27 protein-coding genes are annotated in these 24,138 nt (G+C 36.9%); 21 read left to right on the top strand and 6 right to left on the bottom strand.

Annotated features, from left to right (window positions below):
* Window positions 1-134 precede the first annotated feature (134 nt).
* Genes CHY_RS06550 through CHY_RS06540 form a run of 3 tightly spaced genes read left to right on the top strand, consistent with a single transcriptional unit; the run spans window position 135 to window position 1,501 of the window.
* A complete protein-coding gene (locus CHY_RS06550) occupies window positions 135-320 on the top strand; it encodes a hypothetical protein (protein ID WP_011344315.1) in 186 nt (61 codons plus the stop codon).
* Window positions 321-379: 59 nt separating this feature from the next.
* On the top strand, window positions 380-964 hold the full coding sequence (locus tag CHY_RS06545; RefSeq protein ID WP_011344314.1) for a DUF3786 domain-containing protein: 585 nt from the start codon (window positions 380-382) through the stop codon (window positions 962-964).
* A 12-nt stretch (window positions 965-976) separates the two neighbouring features.
* Window positions 977-1,501, top strand: coding sequence for an NUDIX domain-containing protein (locus tag CHY_RS06540; RefSeq protein ID WP_011344313.1), 525 nt, complete (start codon window positions 977-979; stop codon window positions 1,499-1,501).
* Here CHY_RS06540 and minC read toward each other — a convergent pair.
* Window positions 1,498-2,121 carry a septum site-determining protein MinC gene (minC, locus tag CHY_RS06535; RefSeq protein WP_011344312.1) on the bottom strand — a complete coding sequence of 208 codons (624 nt, stop codon included), beginning with the start codon at window positions 2,119-2,121 and terminating at the stop codon, window positions 1,498-1,500. The genes CHY_RS06540 and minC overlap by 4 nt on opposite strands.
* Before the next feature lie 86 nt (window positions 2,122-2,207).
* On the opposite strand from minC, the gene CHY_RS06530 reads away from it, so the two are divergent.
* Window positions 2,208-3,287 carry a GerAB/ArcD/ProY family transporter gene (locus CHY_RS06530; RefSeq protein WP_011344311.1) on the top strand — a complete coding sequence of 360 codons (1,080 nt, stop codon included), beginning with the start codon at window positions 2,208-2,210 and terminating at the stop codon, window positions 3,285-3,287.
* Here the strand turns inward: CHY_RS06530 and CHY_RS06525 are convergent.
* Together CHY_RS06525 and CHY_RS06520 are read right to left on the bottom strand one after the other, a co-directional pair.
* The gene (locus tag CHY_RS06525) at window positions 3,270-4,049 is read right to left on the bottom strand and encodes an NAD(P)-binding protein (protein ID WP_011344310.1); all 780 of its coding nucleotides are present in this window, start codon (window positions 4,047-4,049) and stop codon (window positions 3,270-3,272) included. The two genes, CHY_RS06530 and CHY_RS06525, sit on opposite strands and share 18 nt — an antisense overlap.
* The gene (locus CHY_RS06520; protein WP_011344309.1) at window positions 4,046-5,113 is read right to left on the bottom strand and encodes an NAD(P)/FAD-dependent oxidoreductase; all 1,068 of its coding nucleotides are present in this window, start codon (window positions 5,111-5,113) and stop codon (window positions 4,046-4,048) included. Before CHY_RS06520 ends, CHY_RS06525 begins: the two co-directional genes overlap by 4 nt.
* A 30-nt stretch (window positions 5,114-5,143) precedes the next feature.
* On the opposite strand from CHY_RS06520, the gene CHY_RS06515 reads away from it, so the two are divergent.
* Window positions 5,144-5,578 carry a hypothetical protein gene (locus tag CHY_RS06515; protein ID WP_011344308.1) on the top strand — a complete coding sequence of 145 codons (435 nt, stop codon included), beginning with the start codon at window positions 5,144-5,146 and terminating at the stop codon, window positions 5,576-5,578.
* Here the strand turns inward: CHY_RS06515 and CHY_RS06510 are convergent.
* The gene (locus tag CHY_RS06510; protein WP_011344307.1) at window positions 5,564-5,788 is read right to left on the bottom strand and encodes a hypothetical protein; all 225 of its coding nucleotides are present in this window, start codon (window positions 5,786-5,788) and stop codon (window positions 5,564-5,566) included. The two genes, CHY_RS06515 and CHY_RS06510, sit on opposite strands and share 15 nt — an antisense overlap.
* Entirely contained in the window at window positions 5,779-6,006 is a 228-nt protein-coding gene (locus tag CHY_RS06505; protein ID WP_041537695.1) for a hypothetical protein, read from the bottom strand. The genes CHY_RS06510 and CHY_RS06505 overlap by 10 nt, the downstream gene beginning before the upstream one ends.
* A 90-nt stretch (window positions 6,007-6,096) precedes the next feature.
* Here CHY_RS06505 and miaB point away from each other — a divergent pair, with 90 nt between their 5' ends.
* The 6 genes from miaB to hfq are packed head-to-tail and all read left to right on the top strand — an operon-like array spanning window position 6,097 to window position 13,705.
* Window positions 6,097-7,419, top strand: a complete 1,323-nt coding sequence (gene miaB, locus CHY_RS06500; RefSeq protein ID WP_011344305.1) for a tRNA (N6-isopentenyl adenosine(37)-C2)-methylthiotransferase MiaB — start codon at window positions 6,097-6,099, stop codon at window positions 7,417-7,419.
* A 1-nt stretch (window position 7,420) separates the two neighbouring features.
* Entirely contained in the window at window positions 7,421-9,946 is a 2,526-nt protein-coding gene (gene mutS, locus CHY_RS06495) for a DNA mismatch repair protein MutS (protein WP_011344304.1), read from the top strand.
* Between the two features lies 1 nt (window position 9,947).
* Entirely contained in the window at window positions 9,948-11,684 is a 1,737-nt protein-coding gene (mutL, locus tag CHY_RS06490; RefSeq protein ID WP_011344303.1) for a DNA mismatch repair endonuclease MutL, read from the top strand.
* A gap of 19 nt (window positions 11,685-11,703) precedes the next feature.
* A complete protein-coding gene (locus CHY_RS06485; protein WP_011344302.1) occupies window positions 11,704-12,477 on the top strand; it encodes a class I SAM-dependent methyltransferase in 774 nt (257 codons plus the stop codon).
* Window positions 12,474-13,409 (top strand): tRNA (adenosine(37)-N6)-dimethylallyltransferase MiaA, encoded by a 936-nt coding sequence (gene miaA / locus CHY_RS06480; protein WP_011344301.1) that lies wholly within the window; start codon window positions 12,474-12,476, stop codon window positions 13,407-13,409. The genes CHY_RS06485 and miaA overlap by 4 nt, the downstream gene beginning before the upstream one ends.
* A 38-nt stretch (window positions 13,410-13,447) precedes the next feature.
* Window positions 13,448-13,705 carry an RNA chaperone Hfq gene (gene hfq, locus CHY_RS06475; RefSeq protein WP_011344300.1) on the top strand — a complete coding sequence of 86 codons (258 nt, stop codon included), beginning with the start codon at window positions 13,448-13,450 and terminating at the stop codon, window positions 13,703-13,705.
* Here hfq and CHY_RS12745 read toward each other — a convergent pair.
* Entirely contained in the window at window positions 13,702-15,048 is a 1,347-nt protein-coding gene (locus tag CHY_RS12745; RefSeq protein ID WP_011344299.1) for a divergent polysaccharide deacetylase family protein, read from the bottom strand. The two genes, hfq and CHY_RS12745, sit on opposite strands and share 4 nt — an antisense overlap.
* Before the next feature lie 73 nt (window positions 15,049-15,121).
* On the opposite strand from CHY_RS12745, the gene spoVK reads away from it, so the two are divergent.
* The 10 genes from spoVK to CHY_RS06420 all read left to right on the top strand — a co-directional run bounded on the left by spoVK (window position 15,122) and on the right by CHY_RS06420 (window position 24,137).
* On the top strand, window positions 15,122-16,012 hold the full coding sequence (gene spoVK / locus CHY_RS06465; protein WP_011344298.1) for a stage V sporulation protein K: 891 nt from the start codon (window positions 15,122-15,124) through the stop codon (window positions 16,010-16,012).
* Between the two features lie 20 nt (window positions 16,013-16,032).
* The gene (locus CHY_RS06460) at window positions 16,033-17,253 is read left to right on the top strand and encodes an aminotransferase class I/II-fold pyridoxal phosphate-dependent enzyme (protein ID WP_011344297.1); all 1,221 of its coding nucleotides are present in this window, start codon (window positions 16,033-16,035) and stop codon (window positions 17,251-17,253) included.
* A gap of 99 nt (window positions 17,254-17,352) precedes the next feature.
* Window positions 17,353-18,276 carry a hypothetical protein gene (locus tag CHY_RS06455; RefSeq protein ID WP_011344296.1) on the top strand — a complete coding sequence of 308 codons (924 nt, stop codon included), beginning with the start codon at window positions 17,353-17,355 and terminating at the stop codon, window positions 18,274-18,276.
* A gap of 4 nt (window positions 18,277-18,280) precedes the next feature.
* Entirely contained in the window at window positions 18,281-18,694 is a 414-nt protein-coding gene (locus CHY_RS06450) for a cytochrome c maturation protein CcmE (RefSeq protein ID WP_011344295.1), read from the top strand.
* A gap of 18 nt (window positions 18,695-18,712) precedes the next feature.
* On the top strand, window positions 18,713-20,710 hold the full coding sequence (locus CHY_RS06445) for a heme lyase CcmF/NrfE family subunit (protein WP_011344294.1): 1,998 nt from the start codon (window positions 18,713-18,715) through the stop codon (window positions 20,708-20,710).
* The gene (locus CHY_RS06440) at window positions 20,710-21,087 is read left to right on the top strand and encodes a hypothetical protein (protein ID WP_011344293.1); all 378 of its coding nucleotides are present in this window, start codon (window positions 20,710-20,712) and stop codon (window positions 21,085-21,087) included. The genes CHY_RS06445 and CHY_RS06440 overlap by 1 nt, the downstream gene beginning before the upstream one ends.
* A complete protein-coding gene (locus CHY_RS06435; protein WP_011344292.1) occupies window positions 21,088-22,047 on the top strand; it encodes a hypothetical protein in 960 nt (319 codons plus the stop codon).
* A gap of 9 nt (window positions 22,048-22,056) precedes the next feature.
* Window positions 22,057-22,758, top strand: coding sequence for an ABC transporter ATP-binding protein (locus CHY_RS06430; protein ID WP_011344291.1), 702 nt, complete (start codon window positions 22,057-22,059; stop codon window positions 22,756-22,758).
* On the top strand, window positions 22,755-23,432 hold the full coding sequence (locus tag CHY_RS06425; RefSeq protein WP_011344290.1) for a heme exporter protein CcmB: 678 nt from the start codon (window positions 22,755-22,757) through the stop codon (window positions 23,430-23,432). The genes CHY_RS06430 and CHY_RS06425 overlap by 4 nt, the downstream gene beginning before the upstream one ends.
* A gap of 9 nt (window positions 23,433-23,441) precedes the next feature.
* Entirely contained in the window at window positions 23,442-24,137 is a 696-nt protein-coding gene (locus CHY_RS06420; protein WP_041537944.1) for a cytochrome c biogenesis protein, read from the top strand.
* The last annotated feature ends 1 nt before the right edge of the window (window position 24,138 follow it).

The following is a 24,138-nucleotide window of genomic DNA, read 5'->3' as shown; positions in this document are numbered from 1 at the left end:
CAAAATCCTTCTTAAAAAATTCATTATAAAATAATAAAATTTTTAAAAAAATTTAACCATTCTTGCAGGAATTTTAAGTATAATGTTTAATATAAAAAGTAAATGTGAGGACTTTCACAGGAGGGTAGAAAAATATGCGCAAAAGCGATAAATTGAGAAGTTTAAGAACGCGTCTTTTGGATCGGTGGGCTGTTGCCGAAAATGAAGAAAGATTAAATTTACTTGTCAGAATAATGGATATCGAAGAAGAAATGGGTTTGAGTTTTATTTCACAAAAACAGAAAAAATCAGGAATGCCCAGAAAAGCAAAAGCTATATAACCACCAAAAGGTGGTTATTTTTTTATGTTATAATATAGGAAAAAAGGGAGTGGGTAAAAATGGGGGTACCTTATCGCTTGGATCTTACTTTAGAAATTGCACGGGAAAAATATGTCAAAAGTAATCCGGAACTTCTTGTGAAAAATGCCGGAGCTGAATTACAGGATAAAAAAATTTTTTTGCCGTATTTTAATGATAAGGTTACCATTACTTGGCCCGAAGCTGAATTTATTCCGGAAATTTCAATTCAAGAAAAAATTTTAGTGTTGCATTATTTAACCAAAGCCATAGACCTACCGCCTTTGGGCACCTGGGTTGGATTTGCAGAATTAAAGGACGGTTTATTGTATTTAGAGCCCTTTCGAAAACGGACTGTAAATTTACTTATAAAAACCTTTGGCCAGGCGCCAAATTTATTAGAGGAAAAGGCCAAAAAGCTTGGGGCAAAGTTTTATAATAAAGGAGATATTTCCTTTCAATTAAAGGTCTTTCCCAAGGTTGATTTATTTTTTGTTTTTTGGGCGGAAGATGAAGAATTTCCGGCCAATGCTAATATTTTATTTGACGCTCGGGCACGTCTTTACCTGGAAATTGAGGATTTGGTGCAGTTAGCTTCCCTTGCGGTTCTTAAATTAATAAAATAAGGAGGCAAAAAAATGGAAAAAACTATAAAGTCTAACTGTCTTTTTAAAGGTAATATCTTAACCGTAGTTAAAGATGAAGTTCTTTTGGAAAACGGGAAAATATCTACCCGGGAAGTGGTACTGCATCCGGGTGCTGTAACAATTATTCCTATTTTTGAAAACAAAATTGTTTTTGTGGAACAGTATCGCTACCCGGTTAAAGAACGGCTTTTAGAACTTCCGGCCGGAAAATTAAATAAAAATGAAGCTCCAGAAGTAACGGCCTATCGGGAATTACTTGAGGAAACGGGATTTATAGCAAAAAAGCTGCAGCACTTAACCACCTTTTATACTACACCGGGATTTTCCAACGAGGTAATGTATCTTTATCTGGCTAAGGAATTACAAAAAACTGATCCTCGTCCGGATGAGGATGAGATCGTTAAAACTGTTTTTATAGAAATTGATAAAATAAAGGAGCTTTTACACAGTAACAAAATAAAAGATGCTAAAACCTTAATCGGGCTTTTTTGGTTTTTAAATTTCATAGCTTTTTAATATTTTTCAATAATTACCTGGCCATCCTCTACCCTTGCTTTTTCGGGATAGGGTCGATTACCAGGATTTTCTTGAGCTCTGGTAACGAATTTTCCTATGCGGATTTGTGCTGGTACCAGGTTTATTGCGATAACCTGGGCTTTTTCATTATTGGGATAACCGGCATGAGCAATTCCCCGCAGGCTTCCCCAGACAATGATATTTCCGTGCGATATAATCTCGGCACCCGGATTAACGTCGCCAAGGATGAGAAGAGATTTATTACTGAAATAAGTTTGGCCGCTACGAAAGTTTTTAAGTACGATTTCACATTCTTCTCCCTCTACTGTTTCTAAAGAAGTGGCGATATTCTTTAAAAGTTCACCGGTTTTAGACATAGGTAGGGAAAAAGATTCGGCGATTAAACCATAACGGTTGCAGATGGCTTCTAATTCTTCTTTTTCGGCATTGGTTAAACTAATATCGTCATTGTACATAATTGTATATTTTGCACCTTTAAAAAAACCTTTGGCTTTTTCCATTTTTTCTATTAAGGATGCTTTTAGAAGAGCAAAATCCTGGCTGTTTAACATTACCAGTAATCCTTTGGGAGTTCCTTTAATTTGGACCGGTTCGGGCATTTAAATCACCTCAAATTCCAAATTTCGACACCTGTATGCAAAAATCCTCCTGGATTTGGTTAAAATATGCCAGGAGGGAAGATAAAATGAAAATTACCGGAATCCAGCTACTTTTTATTCAGTTTATCCTGATATTATCAGCGATTGATATTTTTATGCCAAGCGTAATCGCCAAGGAAGTTGGTCCCGATGCTTGGCTATCAATAATTTTGGCTTTTATTTTTAGTGTTTTTCTGGCATGGATTTATGCTTATATCGGATGTAAAATTTACCCTGATAATTTAACAAGTTACTTAAAAAAAAGAGGAACACTTGGTAAAGCAATCCTTTTTGCTTATTTTTATCTTTATTTTATTTTAATTATTACCGTGTATAGAGAATTTTTAGAATTAGTGAAGGTATTTTTACCCCAGACACCGCTTTTAGTAATTGGAATTTTAATGCAGTTGGTTATTTTCTACGGGGTCTTATCTGGTACCGAAACAATGGCCCGGGCCACAGAAATTTTAACTCCCTTTGGGATATTCGCCCTAATTCTTGTTGCTGGTTATGCATTAACAAAGGCGGATTTTGGAAATTTTAAGCCGTTTTTACTTAGGGGAATATTCCCCGTAATCAAAGGTAGTATTGAAATTATTAATTTTTTTGGTGATACGTTGCTATTGTGGTTTTTTGCGATAAATTTTTATAGTAAGCCGGAAAAATTATTTCGCTTGCTTGTGGTGGGTTATTTTTTTATTTGTATTGCCCTTTTTGGAGGAGTATTGGGGGTAGCGGTGTTTGGGGTCAAATGTGCGGCCAAAATGGAACTGGTAGCTTTAGAAATGGTTAGGATAGTCAATATCGCTGATTTTTTAAAACATTTGGATAGTGTCATGTTAGGGGTGTGGTCAATTGGTGGGGTTTTAAAGCTAACCTTTTTATATCTGGGGTTAGCCGAACTGTTCAAAGCCGTAATAAATGTTAAGAAAGCAGAACTTCATATTCTACCTTTAAGCGTTTTGGCCTTAATTTCTGCGATTTACGGTTTTGAGAATATGGGAAAATATTTTAGCTACTTGGGAGAATTAACGTATTTTACTTTAATTTTTTCTGTATTAATTCCGCTTCTTTTTGTTTTCTTCTTGTTCCTGACAAAAAATAAAAAGCTACAACAAAAAATTTAATGCTTTTAAAACCGACAGTATTGCAAAATAATCGTTACGATACCACTGGGGAGATGATATCCCTGATAAGCCTACGAAAAAAATATTTTGGAAATTAAAAGGCCTTGCCAAACCAAAATTTTGCATCCAATCATTAATTTCCACAAAGTGTACGTTAAAACTATCTTTGACAAGTACAAAATCCCAGTAAAAAGGTAAGGTGCGGAATGTTATACCTTGAATTCCCATCACTAAAACGCCACTTTGCCGATCTATCGGCATATTTAAGATAAATCCTGGATGGTTTCCGGGAATTTTTTTAAAGAATTTTTTTGGGGGATTCATTAATGTGGTGTAAAAGCCGGCTCGAAAGTGCATAGTTCCCCAATCCTGCCAAAGGCCTACCTTGCGGGTGTTTAACGGATTTCCAGTTGCGTTAATTATAAGATCAAATTTATTTTTTAAAGAAAGAATGTCAACGGGAGAAAAAAGCTTTACTTTTTTGCTGGGAAGATAAGAAATAAGCTTATTTTCAAGTCCCTGCCCTATGTTTCCGTGCCAGAAGACCTGGGCGTTAGAAGCAAAACTACTTGGTTTTGGTAAAAGTTTTTTAATGTTTTTAGGTAATTTTTGATAATCCCTTTTTAAAATAAGGGCGGGATAAGAAAAGCTTTTTCCCCAAATTCGCTTTTCTTCAAAAAGAAGATAATCTATTTTCTTTTTTTCCAGCAGGCAGGCTGTTAAAAGTCCAGCAAATCCTCCACCAACGATAGCTACCTTCAACGTTTTAAACCTCCTTTAGCAAACAGGTAACTTATCAATTTTACGGAATCAAAGGGCAGGTGATAGAGAAGATAATTTAAAGGTCTAAAAGAAAGTAATCCTGTTAAAAAGTCAAAGGAGTTGTTGTTTAATTTATTTAGACCGATGCGAAGAATATCGAACTGCCGAACCGCTTGCTTTATGGGATTTAATAATGTATCATAGGATAAATTTTCTTTGATGGCTTTTGCAACTAAAATACCTGAAATAATTGAATAAAAAATACCAAAACCCAAGAAAGGCTCGATTAATCCTCCAGCCCCGCCGGTAAAATAAATATTATTAAGCTGATTTGTAGTAAGGTAGCCCACGATGTGATTTACCGTAAAAGTTTCGATAATTTTATAGGGTAATTTTTCTTTTTGCCAAAAAACCTGCCAGTAGTGGCTGAGCTGATTTTCTGTTATGTCGTTTATGGCGAGGCATAAGGAAGCGTTTTTTGTATCAAAGGGGGTTAAATAAGCATAGCCGTTTTTGGCATAGTCGGTATCAATCCACATTACTAACTCTTCTGGATCAAAATTCCCTGAAATATTCGAGCCTATGACCCATCCGTCAAACAATTTATGAAATATACCATAAGAATTAGCGATAATCGGACTACCGGTAGCAACAACTACGTGAGAAAAAGCATCTTTTAAATGTTCTGGATCCTGGGGTGATTTAAATCTTACTTCTCCCTTGATTAACCTCAATAGCTGGTTTTCTAAAGAGTTGTGAAAATGTCCTCTCAGCCAAAAATAGCCCAGATTACTGCCGCGAACTGTTGCAAAGTTTCCTGGTGAATTCATCAATATTTTTGTAATTTTTCGATAAGGGACAAGGGGTAAATCATATTTTTTATAAAAATAGCTTACAATATCTTTAACAGGGCGGTTTATAACTTTTAAACTTACCGCAATGTGAGGGGTAGGATCGCCCGGCTGATAGCGACGGTCAAAAACTATGTAAGGTATTTTATACCTGTCTAATTGAAAAGCAGTAGCAAGTCCCGCTAAACCGGCACCAATTATCGCAACTTTCATAAGTAATCCCTCGCTCACCAGGAGGTAAAGATGTTCTGGTACTTGTACTTTTTATTTAATTTATTGATTATTGTCGTATTTTTAAGACCGAGAAAAAAAATTTCTTACTTAACGGGTCTTATTACCATTTTGCTCATGTTTATTGTGGACTACACAGCGGTTAAGTTAAGATTATATGTTTTTTACGGTATGCCCAGTTTTTATAATTTGCCTTTATTTTATTTACTTAACGGTTTTTTACTGGGTATCATCTTTTGGGGTTTTAAGCCGAGGGAACGTTGGCTTTGGCTTTATATTCCGTTAATTTCCCTGCTTTTTACCGGAGTGGAGAGGTTAGCAGAAATTTTTGGTGTTTACCGACATTTAAAATGGAGCTACTGGTATAGTTTTGGTTTAAATATCGTTGCCTTAATTGTAGTAACTGCCGTAAAGTATTATATTGACGATGTGTTATTTTCTAAATAAAGAAATTAGTTTTTTAACTACCGGGGGTGAACTCAGTTTTTCTTCGACCAGGGTTTCTAAAAGAAATATCTGCCTTAACGTTTCCGCTTGTAGTTCGGAAAATAAACTTCTTAATTCGGGGTGTTTAATTTTAACGGTCATTTCGGCCAAGAAAAGGTAGTTTTGCCTCTCAGCCTTTAAAGCCATTAGCAAAAGATCTTTTAGTTCCATTCAATCCCCCGCTTTACTTTAAAGTTATAGGCATTGGCAATTTCTAAAAGATTTTTTATTTGTTTTTGTTTTCCTTCTAAACCTCTAAGAGCGGCTTCCCGAATTACTTTATCGGAATGCTTTGAAATTATGGTTTGATAAATCCGACAGGTTTGTTCTAAATTTTGAATACCTTCGCTTAAGGCCAAAGTAATATACTCTTCCTGCAGGTCGCCCACCTTCATCCTCCTTTCTGTTAGATTACCTTTATTTTAGGATTTTCCTTTGCTATACTTTTTATGAGAAAAAGAAGATTGGAGGCAATAAAAATGGCAGAGAAAAGCTACTATATAATAACCCATGGTTGCCAGATGAATGTTCATGATTCGGAAACAATTGCCGGGATTTTGGAAAGTATGGGATTTGTGCCGAGTCCTGAAGAAAAAACTGCCGATTTAATAATCATAAATACCTGCAGTGTTCGGGAAACTGCGGAAAATAAAGTTTTTACTAAAATCGGAGAACTGAAAAAATTAAAAAGGGAAAATCCCGATTTAGTAATCGGGGTTGGAGGATGTATTCCCCAGCAGGAAAAAGTTGCCAAACGTTTATTAGAAAGATTTCCCCACTTAGATTTTATCTTTGGAACCCATAATCTTCCTGAACTACCGAAAATTTTAGAAAGGGTTTTTGAAAAGCACGAGCGGGTTTTGGAGGTCTGGCAGTCGGAAGGGCAAATTGTAGAAGGTATTCCGGTCAAAAGAGAGCCGGGCGTGCGGGCCTGGGTAACGATAATGTATGGGTGTAACAATTTTTGTACCTACTGCATTGTCCCCTATGTGCGCGGTCGGGAAAGAAGCCGTAAAAAGGAAGATATATTACAGGAAATAAGGCAATTAGTGGCTGAAGGCTACAGGGAGGTGACGCTCCTTGGCCAGAACGTTAACTCTTACGGAAAAGATTTAAAGGGAAAGCCTATGTTTGCCGAACTTTTAGCGGATATCGAGAAGATAGATGGACTTTGGCGGGTACGGTTTACCACTTCCCATCCTCGTGACTTAACTGACGATGTTATTGAGGTGATGGCTTCTTCCCGGAAGATTTGTGAACACCTTCATCTTCCGGTACAGGCCGGTTCCAATAAAATTTTAAAAGCAATGCATCGCGGATATACGCGGGAATATTATTTAAACCTTGTGGAAAAGATACGGGCCAAAATTCCCAAAGTAAGCTTCACTACCGATATAATTGTGGGCTTTCCTGGAGAAACCGAAGAAGATTTTGAACAAACTTTAGATTTGGTGAGAAAGGTCAGATATGATAGTGCTTTTACCTTTGTGTATAATAAGCGGACCGGAACACCTGCTGCTGAAATGAAAGACCAGGTGCCCGAGGAGGTAAAAAGTAGAAGAATTCAGGAACTGATTGAATTACAAAATGGGATTAGTTTAGAATTAAACAAAAATGAGGAAGGAAACATTCACGAAATATTGGTGGAAGGAAAAAGCAAGACCGATGAAACAAAATTAGCTGGCCGGACCCGAACTAATAAGCTGGTAGTATTTAATGGAAATGAGGATTTAGTAGGAAAGTTAGTAAAGGTAAAAATTACCGAAGGTAAATTATTCCACCTGGAAGGGGTTTTAGTTTAATATGAGCTTTACGCCGATGATGAAGCAATATCTTGACATTAAAAAGCAATACAGCGACTGTCTTTTATTTTTTCGTTTGGGAGATTTTTACGAACTTTTTTTTGAAGATGCGGTAATTGCTTCCCGGGAGCTGGAAATTGTTTTAACCGGCCGGGATGCTGGACAGGAAGAAAGGGTACCCATGTGTGGGGTTCCCTATCATTCGGCTCAGGGCTATATTGCCAAGCTTTTATCCCGGGGATATAAAGTAGCAATTTGTGAACAGGTGGAAGATCCGAAAAAAGCCAAGGGACTGGTGAAGCGGGAAGTTACCAAAATATATACTCCCGGAACGGTTACCGAAGAGTTTTTTTTGCAAGAGAAGACCAATAATTATATTATTGCCCTGGCAGAAAAAGATGGGTTAATTGCCCTGGCGGTTGCGGAAGTTTCTACAGGATATTTGGGAATAACGTCTGTTGATGAAGGTAAAATAGAAGTCTTGGCAAGCGAAATTCGCCGGTTGGCACCCACTGAAGCGGTGGTATTAAAAAATTTTAAAAATAATTTTCTGTTAAAAGATATTACCGGTATTGTTAATTACTTGGAAAAATTGCCGGCGGAAGAAATTGAAATTGCTTTTAAAGGTCCTGAAGCGTCAAAAGAAGCTTATAAAATTTTAATTAGTTATTTAAAAAGAATTGAACCAGCGGTTTTAAGTATCTTTGGGCAACCGGAGTTTTATCAAATTGATAGTTATTTATATTTTGATGAAAGTACTCGGAAAAATTTGGAAATTTTACGAAACCGTGAAGACAATTCTTCTTCTTTATTGGGAATTATTGATTTTACCCAGACCGCTATGGGCGCTCGAAAATTAAAGGAAGAGCTCACAAAACCGTTGTTAAATTTAAAAGCAATTGCTGACCGCTTGGATGCTGTGGAAATTTTGGTAAATGATTATGAATTGAGAGAAAACTTACGGGAGAACCTGAAGAATTTATATGACTTAGAAAGACTTTCCATTAAATTAGTTTGCGGAACAATAAATCCAAAAGATTTAATTAAAATCAAACAATCTCTTCCCCAAATATGGCATATTAAAAACAGCATTAACCATGTAAAAAATAAGTCAGTTTTATTTGCCGAAATTTATAAAAATCTTCCAGAAATGCGTGAGGTTTATAATTTAATTGATAAAAGTATAGTTGATGACCCTCCAGTCTCACCAAAAGACGGCGGTATTATAAAAAACGGATATAATCCAACCGTTGACGAGTACCGGAAAGCCCGGGAGGAAGGGCAGGATTGGATAATTAATTACGAAAAGAAAGAAAGGGAAAGAACGGGAATAAAGTCATTGAAAGTTAATTACAATAAAGTTTTTGGCTATTTTATCGAAGTAACGAAAGCTAACTTGCACTTAGTACCCGCTGATTATCAAAGAAAGCAAACAATGGTTAATGCCGAAAGGTTTATTACTGAAGAATTAAAACATTATGAAAACCTTATTTTAGGTGCAAGTGAAAAGCTTGCCAATTTGGAATATGAGCTTTTTTGTGAAATCCGCTCGGAAATTTTAAAATATCAGGAAGATTTAAAAAGAGCTGCAAGTGCTGTTGCGCTTTTGGATTTTTTAATTTCCCTGGCGGTGGCCGCAATTGAGTATGACTTTACGCGACCGGTCATTACCGCTGAACCGGTTTTGGAAATAAAAAATGGCCGCCATCCGGTGGTTGAAAAGAGTGTTGGCCGGGCCAATTTTGTTCCCAATGATTTATACCTTGACACCAAGGAAAATTCGCTTCTTTTAATTACGGGCCCCAATATGGCCGGTAAAAGTACTTACATGCGACAGGCTGCTTTAATTGTAATTTTGGCACAGATTGGTAGCTTTGTTCCTGCGGAATATGCCAGGGTTGGATTGGTGGATAAAATCCTAACCCGAATTGGTGCCACCGATGATCTGGCCAAAGGACAAAGTACTTTTATGGTAGAAATGATTGAATGTAATAATATTTTAAGAAATGCAACATCCCGGAGTTTAATTTTGTTAGATGAAGTTGGTAGAGGAACATCTACCTATGACGGTATAAGTATTGCGGAAGCAATTATTGAATATATTCAAAAAAAAATCAAAGCAAGGACGCTTTTTTCAACCCATTACCACGAATTAACGGGCTTAGAAGGGGAAATTCCTGGAGTCAAAAATTTTACGGTCCTGGTTCAGGAAAAAGGAGAAGAAGTTAAGTTTCTCCATAAAGTTGTGCCCGGCAAAACCGATAAAAGTTACGGGATCTATGTAGCAAAGCTTGCTGGCTTACCGCGGGAAGTGGTGGAAAGGGCCTATGAAATATTAGCAAGGTTCGAGGATAAGGGGCTAAAAGTTAAAGATACAGTACCGGTTCAGTTATCGCTTTTTGAGGAAAAGCCAGAGCCTTCGGGTGTAATAAAAGAATTAATTGAATTAGACCTGATTCGTATGACACCGTTGGAGGCTTTAAATAAATTATATGAACTACGGCAAAAAGCTTTGGGGGAAAAATAAAATGCCAAAAATTAAGCGTTTACCTGATGAAGTAATAAAAAAAATTGCCGCAGGCGAAGTAGTAGAACGCCCTTATTCGGTGGTGAAAGAGCTGGTAGAAAATAGCCTTGATGCCAAAGCCCAAAATATAAATGTTTATATTGAAGAAGGTGGATTAGGGAAAATTGTAGTGGAAGATGATGGTATTGGAATTCCGCCAGAGGAACTGCCAGATGCCCTTTTACGCCATACTACCAGTAAAATAGCAAGCTTTGATGATCTTTATTATTTAGAGAGCTTTGGTTTTAGAGGAGAGGCTTTATATAGTATTGCGGCGGTAAGTAAAATATCAATCAAAAGTAGAGTTCGGGGAGAAAATAATGGCTATGAATTAATAGCCCATGCCGGGGAAGTAATAAATTTAACCGAAGTCGGTATGGCTTATGGTACCGTTGTTACTGTTTCCGACCTTTTTTTTAATACTCCTGCCCGCAAAAAATTTTTAAAGTCCGGACAAACGGAAGCAGGACTTATTAGGCAATTTATAGAAAAAATGGCAATACTGTACCCCGGGGTTAAATTTTCCCTTTTTATTGATGGAAAAAAGATTTACAGTTCGGCGGGAATTCAGGAGCAATTGGGGTTGCTGGCCCGATTTTGGGGTTTAGAAAAAGGCAATTTGCTTATGTTAGAGGAAAAACTGGGTGAAGGATTTTTTATAAAAGGTGGAATTGCCTTGCCACCTGCAGGGAAACCCCACCGTAAATTACAGGTGTTTGCTGTTAATAAACGTTTGGTGAAAAGCGGAATCTTAACTAAAGCTATCGACGATGCTTATGAAAGCTTACTTCCAACTGGTTTAAAGCCTCTTGTTTTTTTAGAAGTGGTTGTTCCGGGTACCTGGGTGGATGTAAATGTACATCCCCAGAAGTTGGAAGTCAAGTTTATGGATGAACAAAAAATCTATTTGGATGTTCGGACGATAATCAGAAATAAGTTGGTAAATGCTAAAAGTTCTTCCCTAAAATCTTTTTCCCCTGCAAGAGAAACAAATACTAAAAGTGAAGACAATGATTATTGGCAGGTTACTTATTTTGCTGAAGAGTTTTCTGGTAATAGTGACAAATTATTGGAAAAAGAAGATATTTTTTCCACAAGCGACAATCTGACTTTTTCTCTAAATAAAGACTTTGCGAAGGAATTAAACTTTCAGGTTATAGGGCAGTTTTCTTTAAAGTATATAATTGTGGAAAAAAATGATAAACTACTTATAATTGATCAGCACGCAGCTCACGAGCGAATTTTATACGAAAAATACCAAACTAAATTAAATCCCTTTTACAGCCAGGTGCTTACTTTTCCCGTGAGGATAAAAGCTTCTCCCGAATTGGAAGCTTTTCTTCAGGAAAATTACCAAAACTTCCTGGAAATTGGCTTACATATTGAACCGTTTGGTCCGGGTGAATATCTTGTTCGGGAAATTCCAGAGGATTTTCCTCAAAATAATATCGCCAATGTTTTGGAAGAGTATTTATACGAAATTATGGAGCAAAAAGAGCAGGTTAGTTTTCGGGAAAAAGCCCTAAAACTTTTTGCCTGCAAAAATGCTGTTAAATTTGGTGAAAAATTAACGTACAGCGAAATGACTAATCTGGTAAAGGAGTTATTTAAAACCAATTATCCTTTGAGCTGTCCTCACGGGAGGCCAACAATTTATGAATTATCTTTAACTGAAATAAATAAAAAGTTTTTTAGATAAAAAGGAGATAATTTAATTTATGGAGAGGGCAATAATTACCACAAGTCTAAATCCGACTGAGGAACAAATAAAAAAAGCGCTAAGTTTAGCGCTCGATTCTGGTTTTCCCTATGTTGCCAGAAATAAAAGAAGCTTAATGGAAATTGCCCGAGATATGCCGGTTTTAGTGGTAACAAAAAAAAACTTGGAATTAGTTTTTTCTGATATGTCCAAGTTATATTTTCATCCCGGAATGGCAAAAATTAGAATTAAGGGGATGAAAAAAGGGCAAGAAGATGTTATGATAAAAGCAATGGGACTGGTTCCCGGGATGTCGGTTTTGGATTGTACCTTAGGGCTTGCTCAGGACAGTATAGTTGCTCAATATGCAGTAAAAGATGGCTTAGTGGTAGGTTTAGAAAAAAGTAAGATAATTTACCTGTTAACTTCCAATGGGCTCAAAACATATGATGAAGACCCTGATTTAATAAATCCAATGCGAAAAATTAAAGTAAAACATGGTGATTTTACTGATTTTTTAGTAAAACTACCGCCTAAAAGTTTTGATGTTGTCTATTTTGATCCAATGTTTAAAAAAACAACAGGAAAATCTGCCCATATTTTAAGGTTAAGAAATGTTGCTGCTAAGGACTATATAAATGAAGAAGTGTTAAGGAATGCTTGTAGTGTTGCGCGAAAGAGGGTTGTGGTTAAGGGAAGAAAGGAGGAAATAAAGTTATTGCCGTTTTTTGATAAAATAATAGCGGGAAAAGACAGTGAAATTGCTTTTGGGGTAATTGAGGTACAGTTATGAGCGAAAAATTAATTATAATTGTTGGGCCTACTGCCGTTGGGAAATCAGCCTTAGGGATAAAAGTTGCTAAAAAAATTAACGGTGAAATTATTTCTGGAGACTCAATGCAGGTGTACAAATACATGGACATCGGAACGGCAAAAGTTTTGCCGGAAGAAAGGGAGGGGGTACCCCATCATTTAATTGATATTTTAGAACCTTTTCAAAAATACAGTGTGGCTTTGTTTCAGAAAGAGGCCAGGAGATTAATTAAAGAAATTAATGAACGGGGAAAGATTCCAATTATTGTGGGTGGTACGGGATTATATATTCGCTCGGTTATTGACCCCTACGATTTTACTGACTTTTCCTTTGATCCTGTTTTCAGGGGAAAATTGGAACAGGCAGCAAAAGAAAAAGGAAGTTCATACCTTCACCAGATGTTGGAAAAAATTGACCCAGTAGCCGCACAAAAAATTCATTCCAACGATTTAAGGCGAATTATCAGAGCTTTAGAAGTGTATGAACATACTGGTAAACCTATAAGTTATTATTGGGAGAGGGGAAAACAATCCAAACCGCAGTACCGCTTGCTTTACTACGGTTTGACAATGGATAGAGCCCTTCTGTACCAGCGGATAAATGAACGCGTGGATAAAATGATTGAAAAAGGGCTGATTGCTGAAGTAAAGAGACTTTTGCAAATGGGATTTAAAGAAAGTACTGCCATGCAAGCTCTTGGCTATAAAGAAATTGTTCAGTATTTGGAAGGAAAAATAACCCTGGATGAAGCAATTTACCTGATTAAGAGGGATACCCGCAGATTTGCCAAAAGGCAGCTCACCTGGTTTCGGCGGGACCCCAGGATAAAATGGTTTGATTCGGGTAAAGAAAGCTTAGAAAAAATTACTGAAAAAATAATTACCGAGGCAGGAGTAAACAATTTTTTGTAGAATTTTTAATTTAAATAAAGAGAGATGGAGGGAAACCAATGTCCAAGAATCAATTAAATCTGCAAGATGCTTTTTTAAATCAGGTACGTAAGGAAAATGTGGGGGTTACGATCTTTCTAATTAACGGTTTTCAGCTTAAAGGTTTTGTAAAAGGGTTTGACAATTTTACTGTAATTTTGGAAAGTGAAGGAAAACAGCATATGATTTATAAACATGCAATTTCTACCATAATTCCCCAAAGACCAGTTAATACTTACCTGGCTAAAGGTGGAAATGAAGAAAACACCCCTTCTTAGGGGTGTTTTTTAATGAGGTCGCTTAACGTACATATTTTAAACCCCTGTCTTTGCAGTTCCGGTAGTACTTTTTTAAGGGCGTTGGCGGTTGGTTTTCCGCCTTCATAACCAACGTGACCAATGGCGATACCCAAGTTCTTTTTTTGAGCGATGCTTTGTAGTTTTTTAAGTTGTTCAATGATGTTTTTTTCCTCTTTGCCGTTAACTTCCAAGAAAATATCTCGCTTTAACACCACAACCCCAAATTCACTGCCCAAGAGGGGAAAGAGAGAATTAGGCGTGGTTTGACTGTCAATGAACGCTAAATTGTTTTTTTGACAAAAACTAAGGACTGTTTTTACTATTTTTTCATCTTCGCAGGCTCTGGAACCGGTGTGATTATTTATTCCAATTGCCCAAGGATTTTCTTTTAATGCTGCAATTAATAGCGAAGTTATTTCTTGTGGGGTTAGATTAACCATAATTGGTCTTGGTCCTAGCCAGGAACGTTTATAGCTTTTGGGCTCCATCGGCAAGTGGATTATAATATCGTTTCCACTCTGGTAAAGGGCTTTGGCTTCTTGATGTGTATTGTTTAAAAAGGGCATAACCGCAGCAGTAAAGGGCAGTTTAAGTTTTAAAAAATCCACCAGACTATCGCTGTTATTTCCGAAGTCGTCAATAATAATTAACAATTTGGATTCGCCTTTTAGTTGAGAAATCTGCTTTTTTTGGTTTAAGCATTTTATAATTGAACTGGCAATTTCTTGACAAACCTTTTTTAAAAAATCGCTATTTTGTAACCGTTTATCATCAATAAAACCTATTTCAATTAATACTCCGGGGGTACTGGCAGAAAGAATTAGGAAATCTGCGATTTGGGGTGATTTTGAAACATTGTAAATTTTATTGAGAGAATCCTGTATAATACTGGCAAATTCGGCATTTATGGGGTTTCTTCCGTAAAAAACTTGACCAAAATACTTTTTTCTAAAGTTCCCGGAATTAACGTGAATTGAAATAAAAAAGTCTGGGTTTAGGTTTTCAATGTACTTTTTCCGGTTTTCAATGTCCTTGAATTGGCGGGAACCGGGTCCAGGGTAGAGGTCTTTTAAATCGTAATCACCGTTTCGAGTTAAGGTTACAATAGCGCCGGCATTTTCTAAAAATTGTTTTAAATATAAAGAGGCAGTTAAGTTGAGGTCTTTTTCTTTTACCCAACTGTTAACTGCTCCCGGATCGATTCCACCGTGTCCGGGATCGATGACAATTAATTGAGGTTGAGAGTTCAAATTAACATAAACGGGAAAATTTGCTCCCCAAAAACCGATGATAAAAAAAAGGGAAAAGAAAAGTTTTTTCATATTAATAACCTCCTCTTTAATAATTTTTTAGAAAAAAGGGAGTTTTATTCCCGATCCAAGAGGAGGGACGGTTATGAAAGTAACATTAATAAATTCTATCAATACTGCTTCTCCCTCAAAAACCGAAATTGAAAAATTTGACCAGGTATCTTCTTTGTTAAAAGAGCTTGATCGGATGGTTGGGTTGATTGAAGTTAAAGAGATGGTTTTTGAAATATATGCGTTAGCTCAAATTCACAAAAAAAGAGTTCAGGAAAAGCTTAAAACAAATAACGTTAGCTGGCATATGGTGTTTAAAGGAAATCCTGGTACCGGAAAAACCACGGTTGCCAGGATTATAGGTAAGCTTTTTAAAGAAATTGGTATCCTAACAAAAGGCCACTTAATAGAAGTTGAAAGGGCTGATTTGGTAGGGGAGTATATTGGCCATACTGCATTAAAAACACGGGAACAGTTAAAAAAAGCTTTGGGAGGGGTCTTATTTATCGATGAAGCATATTCGTTAGCTCGGGGTGGCGACAAAGACTTTGGCCGGGAAGCAATAGATGTTGTAGTGAAGGGGGCAGAGGATTATCGGGACAATCTCGTTATTATTTTAGCCGGGTATTATGATGAGATGAATTATCTTTTAGAGCAAAACCCGGGGCTTAAATCCCGCTTTCCCATTGAGATAACCTTTCCCGATTATACCGATGAGGAGCTTTTTTTTATTGCTGAAAAGTTCTTGGAAGATTGGGAATACCTGTTTTCTTCTGAGGCAGCTTTTTATTTAAAATATAAATTAAAGCACCTTGACCAAAGCAAAAAAAGTAGTGGAAATGCTCGTTTAATTAGAAATATTATTGAAAAGGCAATAAGGCGACAGGCCGTAAGGCTTTTAGGTAAAAGTAAGGTAACTAAAGAAGATCTTTTAGTATTGGAAAAGGAAGATTTGGAAAAAGCAATTTTAGCCCTTAATCTTTAAGTAAAGGAGTTAAGAAGGCGATGCTGAAAATTCCGCAGGACGTTAAAACGCAATTTGAACTTATAGATACGGTTGTTTACCAAAATGCTCAAAAGGTGCAAAAAGCTTTTAGGGAGGCGCGAATTAGCTACTCCGATTTTGTATTTACTACCGGATACGGTTACGGCGATACGGCTCGGGATAAGATGGAAACGGTTTTTGCCTCCTATTTTGGAGCCGAAGATGCCTTGGTAAGACCTCAGATTGTTTCTGGTACCCATGCAATTACTTTGGGACTTTTTGCCGTCTTAAGGCCCGGGGATGAGCTTTTAATCTTTGGCAATCCTTATAAAACCTTTGAAGAGGTTATAGGCAAACGGGGTAAAAATCAAGGTTCATTAAAGGAATGGGGTATAACTTATAAAATTTTACCCTTTACAACTAATCCCGAAGAATTAGAAGTAATTTTTCAAAACAATATTCAGAAAAATACCAGGATGCTTTTCATCCAAAAATCCCGTGGCTATGATCTTAGACCAACTCTTTTAAATGAGGAAATAAAATTGATAATTAAAATCGCTAAAAAGTATAGTTCTAACCTTGTGGTCTTAGTTGATAATTGTTACGGGGAGATGGTTGAACCCTGTGAGCCCATTGAAATGGGAGCAGATTTAATAGCTGGTTCCTTAATAAAAAATCTTGGTGCCGGCATTGCTCCAACCGGGGGTTATTTGGCCGGAAAAAAAGAACTAATTGAGCAAGCGGCATATCGGTTGACGGCACCGGGTTTGGGTAAAGAGGTTGGACCTTCCTTGGGGTTTGCCCGGGATATTTTACAGGGATTTTATTTTGCGCCAAAAGTAGTTGGGGAAGCTCTTAAAATTGCCGTACTTTTAGCGTATTTTTTGGAGAAAACTGGAGTTGAGGTTTTGCCTGAGGCTTTTTCCAAAAGAGGTGATATTGTTCAAACATTAATTTTTAGGGATAAGGAAAAAATGCTGAAATTTGTGCAAACGGTTCAGGAGTATTCCCCGATTGATAATTTTGTAACGATTGAGCCGTCATTATTGCCGGGTTATGACTCTCCGATTGTTATGGCTTCGGGAAGTTTTGTTGCGGGTTCATCAATTGATTTGTCAGCGGATGGGCCTTTTATTCCACCCTATGTTGTTTATTTTCAGGGGGGTATAGCTTTAGAGTATGGGATGCTCTTAATTGAGAGTTTTTACGAGAAATTTTCTTTAAATTATTTTTTAAAGTAAAAAAGGGATTTCTGATTCATTGTCGAAATTATCATATCATAAAGAAATTCTATAATACTTAATACTTAAAATCATGAATATCGTTTGGGGAGTGGTTAAATGTCAAAGCAGCGTTTTTTGTTAGCTATTTTTCTTTTACTTGCTTTTGTGATTTTTTTTATAAGCCCGGTTTACTCGCAGGAAACGGTTACCTCGAAGCATTTTGAGGTGAACCTTTTTCCTGAATACGACCAGACGGGAAATATCTTAGCCACCTTTTCCGGTATTATCTTTAATGAAGGAAATTCCGAAGTGAAAGAATTAAGTTTTCTTCTTCCGGCGGACACCAGCGTTGACAAAGTTGCTTTTGTCAGGGAAACTGGAGAACTTAGCTATCTTCCGTTTAATTTAGAAAATAAAGATAAACAGCTGGCGTTAAAAATAATGTTAAATCCTGTTTTAAAGCCACAGGAGAAAATGAATCTATTTATCCAATTTCATTTTGGAAAACTTTCATCGCCGGAAAAGAAAGTAGAAACAAATATACAATTTCCGTTTACCATAAGTGAGTTAAGCGTAAAGATTTTAGAACCTCCCGGGGCTGGGTTTTTTAAAACGTCTCTTAAAAATGAACTGATAACCCAAACCCACGAGGGTTTAAAGCTTCATAGTTTTACTTTAAACAATCAGAGAGCTCTTTCTTTTGCTATTTCTTATGTAAGAAATGATACCACTCCGGTAGTGCCCAAGGAAGATTATCAGACTGCCTTAAATCGTTTACAGGAACAGGCGAAAACTCAGCAAAGTTCGAATCAAAAAAACAGTAATTCTTCAAGTTATTCCAGCCTTATTGTGGGGACTATAATTATTTTAATGATCTTAGTAATTGGTGCAGTTATTGCTTTTTACCTTGTAAATTCCAAAAATAAAAACGAAAGTGAAGTCGTAAACAAAAAAGTATTAAAAAAGATGTTTATTGAAGGGAAAATAACGGAAGAAGAGTATCGAAAGCTACTTAAAAAGGCGTTAGAACAGGAGGGTTAACGTAATGAATCAAAGGACCAAAATTCTGGTGGGAAGCGGTATTATTGTTATTGCCATAGCGTTTCTTTTTATTTCGGCTTTCGCCTCGTCCGGTACCAGTTATTCCCTGCAAGTTGATGAGGCGGTTTATAAGATAGTTTATGAAAATGCTGTTGACCAAAAAATGCGGATTGAAGGGAGGGTGCTACCCGGTTCTATTTCCTGGAATGCCAAAGCATTAGAATTAAAATTTATAATGATTCCGATCAAAGGCTCGGAAAAAACTCAATTACCCGTCGTATATAATGATGTAAAACCTGATAATCTTGAACATCCGGAAGCCCAAATAGTTGTGGAAGGCAAATACGATGGTAAGGTTTTCCAAGCAGATACTCTTTTAGTGAAATGTCCGTCAAAATATGAAAAAAAACAACAATAAATGCAGGAGGCAGGCGAGATGGATAACTTATTTTTAGCAAATGTCGGAAGTTTTGCACTGGTTTTAGGATTTTTACTAAGTGCTTATGCAGTAGTAGCCGGCATAATTGCCATACGGTCAAACAATTCTATTTTAGCGGAGAGTGTAAAAGGTGCATCAATTGCCATTGCTATAAATACAACCATTGCCATTGTAATTCTGGAAATATTTCTTTTAAGCGGGCAGTTTGCTATTCAATATGTGGCTCATTATACCAGTTCGGACTTGCCCCTTTTCTATCGTTTTTCCGCGTTATGGGCTGGAAATGAAGGTTCCCTTTTATTATGGGCTTGGGTATTGAGTTTGTACAGTTTGGCCATTGCTTTAAATAACGCAGTACCTCGCATTAAACCAATTGCCTTGACGATTCTTAATATTAATAACTTATTTTTCTTATTTGTGTTATCTTTTATATCCAAACCTTTTGTAATCTTGAATCCTCCTCCGGTTGAAGGAAATGGCCTTAATCCCCTGTTACAAAATCCGGGAATGGTAATTCACCCCATAGCGGTTTATTTGGGCTATGTAGGGTTTGCTGTACCCTATGCTTTTGCCATGGCGGCGGTGATTGCCAAATATCCAGGGGATGAATGGATTAAAGTTACCCGACGCTGGACGGTACTGGCCTGGTTGTTTTTAAGTTTAGGAAATTTGACCGGAATGGAATGGGCTTATGTGGAGCTTGGCTGGGGAGGATATTGGGCCTGGGACCCTGTCGAAAACGCTTCTTTCATGCCATGGCTTACGGGAAGTGCTTTTCTTCATTCAGTAATGGTCCAAGAACGAAAAGATATGCTAAAAGTCTGGAATATTTTTCTTATCAGCATAACTTATGTTTTGACTTTATTTGGCACGTTTTTAACAAGAAGTGGAGTTTTATCTTCGGTTCATGCTTTTGCCGACCAGAGTTTGGGCCGTTATTTTTTGGTATTTACGTTGTTGGCGTTAGTTGGCTCTTTATACCTTTTAATTGATCGTCTTAATTTCTTGCGGGAAGGAAAAGAATTTGAATCGATTATTTCAAAAGAAAGTAGCTTTTTATTAAATAACTTGCTATTAGTAGGAGCAGCTTTTGCTACTTTTTGGGGGACAACCTTTCCGCTTTTTTCTGAACTGCTAACCGGTGAAAAGGTAACAGTAGGTGCTCCTTTTTTCAATACAGTGAATGTTCCGATATTCCTGGCTTTTATCTTGCTAATGGGAATTTGCCCGTTAATTGCCTGGCGAAAAGCGTCAGTTTCGCGTATCTTCCGTAATTTTACCGTTCCCTTGTTTTTAGCGTTAGTGGTTATCATTTACTTGCTTATCGTAGGAGTTAGAAAACCCTGGGCGGTGGCCTCCTATTTTATTAATTTCTTTGTTCTTTTTGCCACTTTATATGAAATTTTTAAAGGAGTTAAGACAAGGGTTAAACTTACCGGTGAAAATTTTGTTAAGGCTTTAATAAACCTTTTTGCAAAGAACCGGAGAAGATACGGCGGTTATATCATTCATATTGGTTTAGTCTTGATTGCCATTGGTATTACCGGCTCGTCCCTGTATGATATTGAAAAAAATGTAACTTTAACAACTAATGAAAAAGTTACAATTAAAAATTATACTATTGAATTTAAAGGGTTAAGAGAGGTACGAATGAACAATGTTGATGCCGTAGTTGCCGATATTGATGTCTATCAAGACGGCAAGTACCTTACCCGTCTTGTTCCTTCCAAAAACTTTTATCCTAATGAACCAAACCCCACCAGTGAGGTGGCAATAAAAGGTTCATTAAAGGAAGACCTGTATGTGGTTTTAGCCGGCTGGGAAAATCAGGATACGGCGATTTTTAAAATTAAAGTCAATCCTTTAATTGCCTGGATTTGGATTGGCGGATATTTCCTCATTTTTGGTACTGTTTTTGCCCTCTGGCCGGGTAAAGGGGCGGAGATGGGGCCCAGAGTTATAGGTGGACCAAGCTTAGCTAAGGAGGCAGAATAATGGCCATAGTAATCGATATTTTGCTCTTGGCATTATGTGGATTTTTGGTAATTTATCCTTTCTTTGTAAAATCCACCGATGAAACAAAGAAAACCGCATCTTTAAAAGAAAAGCTACTTAAGGATAAAGAAGCAATTTTTAAAACCCTAAGCGAGATTGAGTTTGATTATCACATGGGGAAAATTGCCAAGGAAGATTATGAGGAGTTAAAAAGCCGTTATGCCAAAGAAGCAAGCTTAATCCTAAAAGCTTACAACGAACTTTTAGGAGATAAAAAACAGTCCAAATTGGAAGATAAAGTGCAGGTTGAGCGGGACATTGAGAAAGAAATTGAAGAAGAACTTCAAAGACTTCGCAACAAAAAACGGAGGGGTTAGATGAAAGAAAAATTTTTTGCTGCTTTTAAGTTTTTCTTTATAATTACCTTTTTCTTGTTTGGTCTTTGCACTTCTGTCTTTGCCGGGGAAAAACCGGTGGTCAGGTTGAATCACTTGTTTCTTGCAAAAAACGGTTCCAATCTTAACGTTCAGCAAATTCTTCAAATTGACATACCTCAAGGCTACAAGGAACAGCACAACGGAAAGGTTGTTGAAGTTTTTCTTCCTTTGCCTCAGGGTTTTACCGATTTAAACGTAAGCGGGATAAAGGAAGAGCAATATATCCGCTTTCCAGATGGCCTGGGTCTCACTACCGGGGGACTTACTGCGGTAAAGCTTAGCATAAATTACTCTTTACCTTTTGCCGATAAAAAAAGTTTAATCCTTTACTTTCCCTATAGCTGTGATGTTTTTGCCGTTTTAACAACGCCCGGGGAGTTTACCATAAACAGCGGAGAATTAACTCCTCAAGGTGTATTAGAAATCAATGGTAAGTCTTTTGATGTCTACGCAACTGGAAATTTAAAGGAAAATACCAAGATAACTTTAAACCTTACAGCCGGCCAGGGGAACTGGCAAAAAGCACCTCAAATCTATAGTGAAGAAACTACTAATTTGAAATTTCATAGTCCGGAGCATATACAACGGTGGAAAAATTCACCCCTTGGTAATACCGATCCTCACCTGTGGCTTGTCTTTTTGCTTTTGGTTATTGGGGGAATAGTGGTAGCTTTAGTAATGCTTTACCGGAGTAAACACGAGTCTTTAGATGATGAGGAGTTTTTGGAAAAAGTAAAACAATTAAAAGCCCAGGAGCAGGAAATTTTGGCCAAAGTGGAGCTTTTGGAAGAAAAGTACGGTAAGGCTGAGGTAACTGAAGAAGAATATCAGGAACTTTTAAATAATTATAAAGAACAGCTAAAAAAGATCAAAATAGAGCTTAAAAAACTTTCCGAATAGGTGTAGGCCATGATTGAAGTGAAGAATGTAACGAAAAAGATCGGGGACAAGGTAATTTTAAAAAATATAAGTTTTAACGTTGAAGATGGCCAGTTTATAACAGTTCTTGGACCCAATGGAGCTGGCAAAAGTACGTTATTTAAAATTCTTTCTCTTTTAATGAAGCCAACTTCTGGTGTAATAAAAATTAACGGAATAGCTGTAAATGAAGGTGGTGTTGCTTTAAGGAAAAAGCTTGGGGTAATTTCCCATAATTCCTTTCTGTATGATTCCCTGTCGGCCCGGGATAATTTGCTCTTTTACGGAAAAATGTATGGGGTAAAAAACCTTGAAGAAAGGGTAAGGGAAGTTATTCAACAGGTAGGCTTGGAACTTAGCTTTTACCAGCAGGTAAAAACTTTTTCCCGGGGCATGCTCCAGCGCTTAGCTATTGCCCGCTGTTTGTTAAACGATCCGGAAATCGTCCTTTTTGATGAGCCTTATACCGGGTTAGACCAGCAAGCTATAGATATTTTAAACAATGTTTTAAAAACGTTAAAGCAAAGAAAACGAACCATTTTAATGATTACCCACAACTTTGAAGAAGGGGTCGAACTTAGCGATCGGATATTAATTTTAAATCGCGGACAACTGGTTTTCGATGAAGCTAATCTTTATGATTTAAAGAGTTTAAAAGAAATATACCGAAAAAAGGTTGGGATTTCTGCATGACCTTTTTTAAAAAGGCATTAGCTATTGTGGAAAAAGACATAAAAGCTGAATTTCATTCCAAAGAGATGCTAAGTGTAATGTTAGTTTTTGCCTTAATAATGCTGGTAATTTTTAATTTTGCTTTTGATGTTAAAAAACAGATTGTAAACGATATTTTTCCCGGAATAATATGGATAACCTTTTTCTTTTCAGGCCTTTTAGGGTTAAATCGTTCCTTTTTTATAGAAAAAAATCAGGATTGTTTATTGGGATTAATGTTAGCTCCGGTGGATCGCAGTGTAATTTTTTTGGGAAAAATGTTAAGTAATTTGGTTTTCTTACTGATTATTGAAATTTTAACTTTACCTCTGTTTTTTATCTTTTTAAACATTCCTGTTCCCCAAAAATTTGGCTTTTTTTTGATTATCTTATTTTTTGGTAGTTTAGGATTTGTAGCCATAGGAACTTTTTTGGCTGCTTTGGCTGCTAATACCCGGGCAAGTGACATACTGCTGCCTGTACTACTCTTTCCGGTCTTAATTCCGGTTATTTTGGGAAGTGTGGCGGCAACTAAAGGTGTTTTTTTCAATCTTCCCTTTAGCGAATGGAGTATTTGGCTTAAAATTCTGGGGGTTTATGACTTACTGTTTATTGTGGTACCTTTAATGCTTTTTGAAATCTTACTGGAGGTGTAATTGGTTAAGATGGAGAGGGATAGAGTTTGGGATTATTTTTTGGGACTATTAGCATACGTAGTTCTTTCGGTGGCAATTTACATGGTTTTTGTGGTTGCCCCCGAGGAGAAAATGATGGGGATCGTTCAAAAAATTTTTTATTTTCATGTCTCGGCTGCCTGGGTTGCGTTTTTAGCCTTTTTTGTGGTCTTTGTAGGGAGTATTATGTTTTTAATTAAAAGGGATTATTACTGGGATGGGATCAGCCTGGCTTCGGCAGAGATAGGAGTTGTGTTTACTACTATTGTTATTACCACCGGACCTATTTGGGCGAAAACGGTATGGAATGCCTGGTGGACCTGGGATCCTAAATTAACTACTGCAATTATTATGTGGTTTATCTATTTAGCATACGTAGTGTTAAGGCTTGCGGCGGGGGAAGAAGAAAAAACGGCACGTTTTGCAGCAATTTTTGGCATTATTGGCTTTTTAGATGTTCCCCTGGTTTTTGCTGCCGGTCGCTGGTGGCAAAAGACTTTTCATCCAATTATTTTTAATAATCCATCGGGCGGTTTGGACCCTGCCATGAAGCCAGCCTTTTTTATAAGCCTGTTTGCCTTTACAGCTTTATATATTTACTTGTTAGTAAAAAGCGCAAGAATTAATTTGCTGCACCGGGAGTTAAATCGTTTAAAGGATATAGTCAATGAAAAATTTTACGGTTAGG

Origin of the sequence: Carboxydothermus hydrogenoformans Z-2901, from assembly GCF_000012865.1 — a bacterium.
Lineage (GTDB): Bacteria > Bacillota > Z-2901 > Carboxydothermales > Carboxydothermaceae > Carboxydothermus > Carboxydothermus hydrogenoformans.
The sequence above is the reverse complement of the archived record's forward strand: the minus strand, read 5'-3'. Positions and strand labels throughout refer to the sequence as shown.

Excerpts from the sequence above, each read along its gene's own strand:
- CHY_RS06550 (WP_011344315.1), top strand. The coding sequence starts at position 135 with ATGCGCAAAAGCGATAAATTGAGAAGTTTAAGAACGCGTCTTTTGGAT.
- CHY_RS06545 (WP_011344314.1), top strand. The coding sequence starts at position 380 with ATGGGGGTACCTTATCGCTTGGATCTTACTTTAGAAATTGCACGGGAA.
- CHY_RS06540 (WP_011344313.1), top strand. The coding sequence starts at position 977 with ATGGAAAAAACTATAAAGTCTAACTGTCTTTTTAAAGGTAATATCTTA.
- minC (WP_011344312.1), bottom strand. The coding sequence starts at position 2,121 with ATGCCCGAACCGGTCCAAATTAAAGGAACTCCCAAAGGATTACTGGTA.
- CHY_RS06530 (WP_011344311.1), top strand. The coding sequence starts at position 2,208 with ATGAAAATTACCGGAATCCAGCTACTTTTTATTCAGTTTATCCTGATA.
- CHY_RS06520 (WP_011344309.1), bottom strand. The coding sequence starts at position 5,113 with ATGAAAGTTGCGATAATTGGTGCCGGTTTAGCGGGACTTGCTACTGCT.
- CHY_RS06515 (WP_011344308.1), top strand. The coding sequence starts at position 5,144 with ATGTTCTGGTACTTGTACTTTTTATTTAATTTATTGATTATTGTCGTA.
- CHY_RS06510 (WP_011344307.1), bottom strand. The coding sequence starts at position 5,788 with ATGGAACTAAAAGATCTTTTGCTAATGGCTTTAAAGGCTGAGAGGCAA.
- miaB (WP_011344305.1), top strand. The coding sequence starts at position 6,097 with ATGGCAGAGAAAAGCTACTATATAATAACCCATGGTTGCCAGATGAAT.
- mutS (WP_011344304.1), top strand. The coding sequence starts at position 7,421 with ATGAGCTTTACGCCGATGATGAAGCAATATCTTGACATTAAAAAGCAA.
- mutL (WP_011344303.1), top strand. The coding sequence starts at position 9,948 with ATGCCAAAAATTAAGCGTTTACCTGATGAAGTAATAAAAAAAATTGCC.
- CHY_RS06485 (WP_011344302.1), top strand. The coding sequence starts at position 11,704 with ATGGAGAGGGCAATAATTACCACAAGTCTAAATCCGACTGAGGAACAA.
- miaA (WP_011344301.1), top strand. The coding sequence starts at position 12,474 with ATGAGCGAAAAATTAATTATAATTGTTGGGCCTACTGCCGTTGGGAAA.
- hfq (WP_011344300.1), top strand. The coding sequence starts at position 13,448 with ATGTCCAAGAATCAATTAAATCTGCAAGATGCTTTTTTAAATCAGGTA.
- CHY_RS12745 (WP_011344299.1), bottom strand. The coding sequence starts at position 15,048 with ATGAAAAAACTTTTCTTTTCCCTTTTTTTTATCATCGGTTTTTGGGGA.
- spoVK (WP_011344298.1), top strand. The coding sequence starts at position 15,122 with ATGAAAGTAACATTAATAAATTCTATCAATACTGCTTCTCCCTCAAAA.
- CHY_RS06460 (WP_011344297.1), top strand. The coding sequence starts at position 16,033 with ATGCTGAAAATTCCGCAGGACGTTAAAACGCAATTTGAACTTATAGAT.
- CHY_RS06455 (WP_011344296.1), top strand. The coding sequence starts at position 17,353 with ATGTCAAAGCAGCGTTTTTTGTTAGCTATTTTTCTTTTACTTGCTTTT.
- CHY_RS06450 (WP_011344295.1), top strand. The coding sequence starts at position 18,281 with ATGAATCAAAGGACCAAAATTCTGGTGGGAAGCGGTATTATTGTTATT.
- CHY_RS06445 (WP_011344294.1), top strand. The coding sequence starts at position 18,713 with ATGGATAACTTATTTTTAGCAAATGTCGGAAGTTTTGCACTGGTTTTA.
- CHY_RS06440 (WP_011344293.1), top strand. The coding sequence starts at position 20,710 with ATGGCCATAGTAATCGATATTTTGCTCTTGGCATTATGTGGATTTTTG.
- CHY_RS06435 (WP_011344292.1), top strand. The coding sequence starts at position 21,088 with ATGAAAGAAAAATTTTTTGCTGCTTTTAAGTTTTTCTTTATAATTACC.
- CHY_RS06430 (WP_011344291.1), top strand. The coding sequence starts at position 22,057 with ATGATTGAAGTGAAGAATGTAACGAAAAAGATCGGGGACAAGGTAATT.
- CHY_RS06425 (WP_011344290.1), top strand. The coding sequence starts at position 22,755 with ATGACCTTTTTTAAAAAGGCATTAGCTATTGTGGAAAAAGACATAAAA.
- CHY_RS06420 (WP_041537944.1), top strand. The coding sequence starts at position 23,442 with ATGGAGAGGGATAGAGTTTGGGATTATTTTTTGGGACTATTAGCATAC.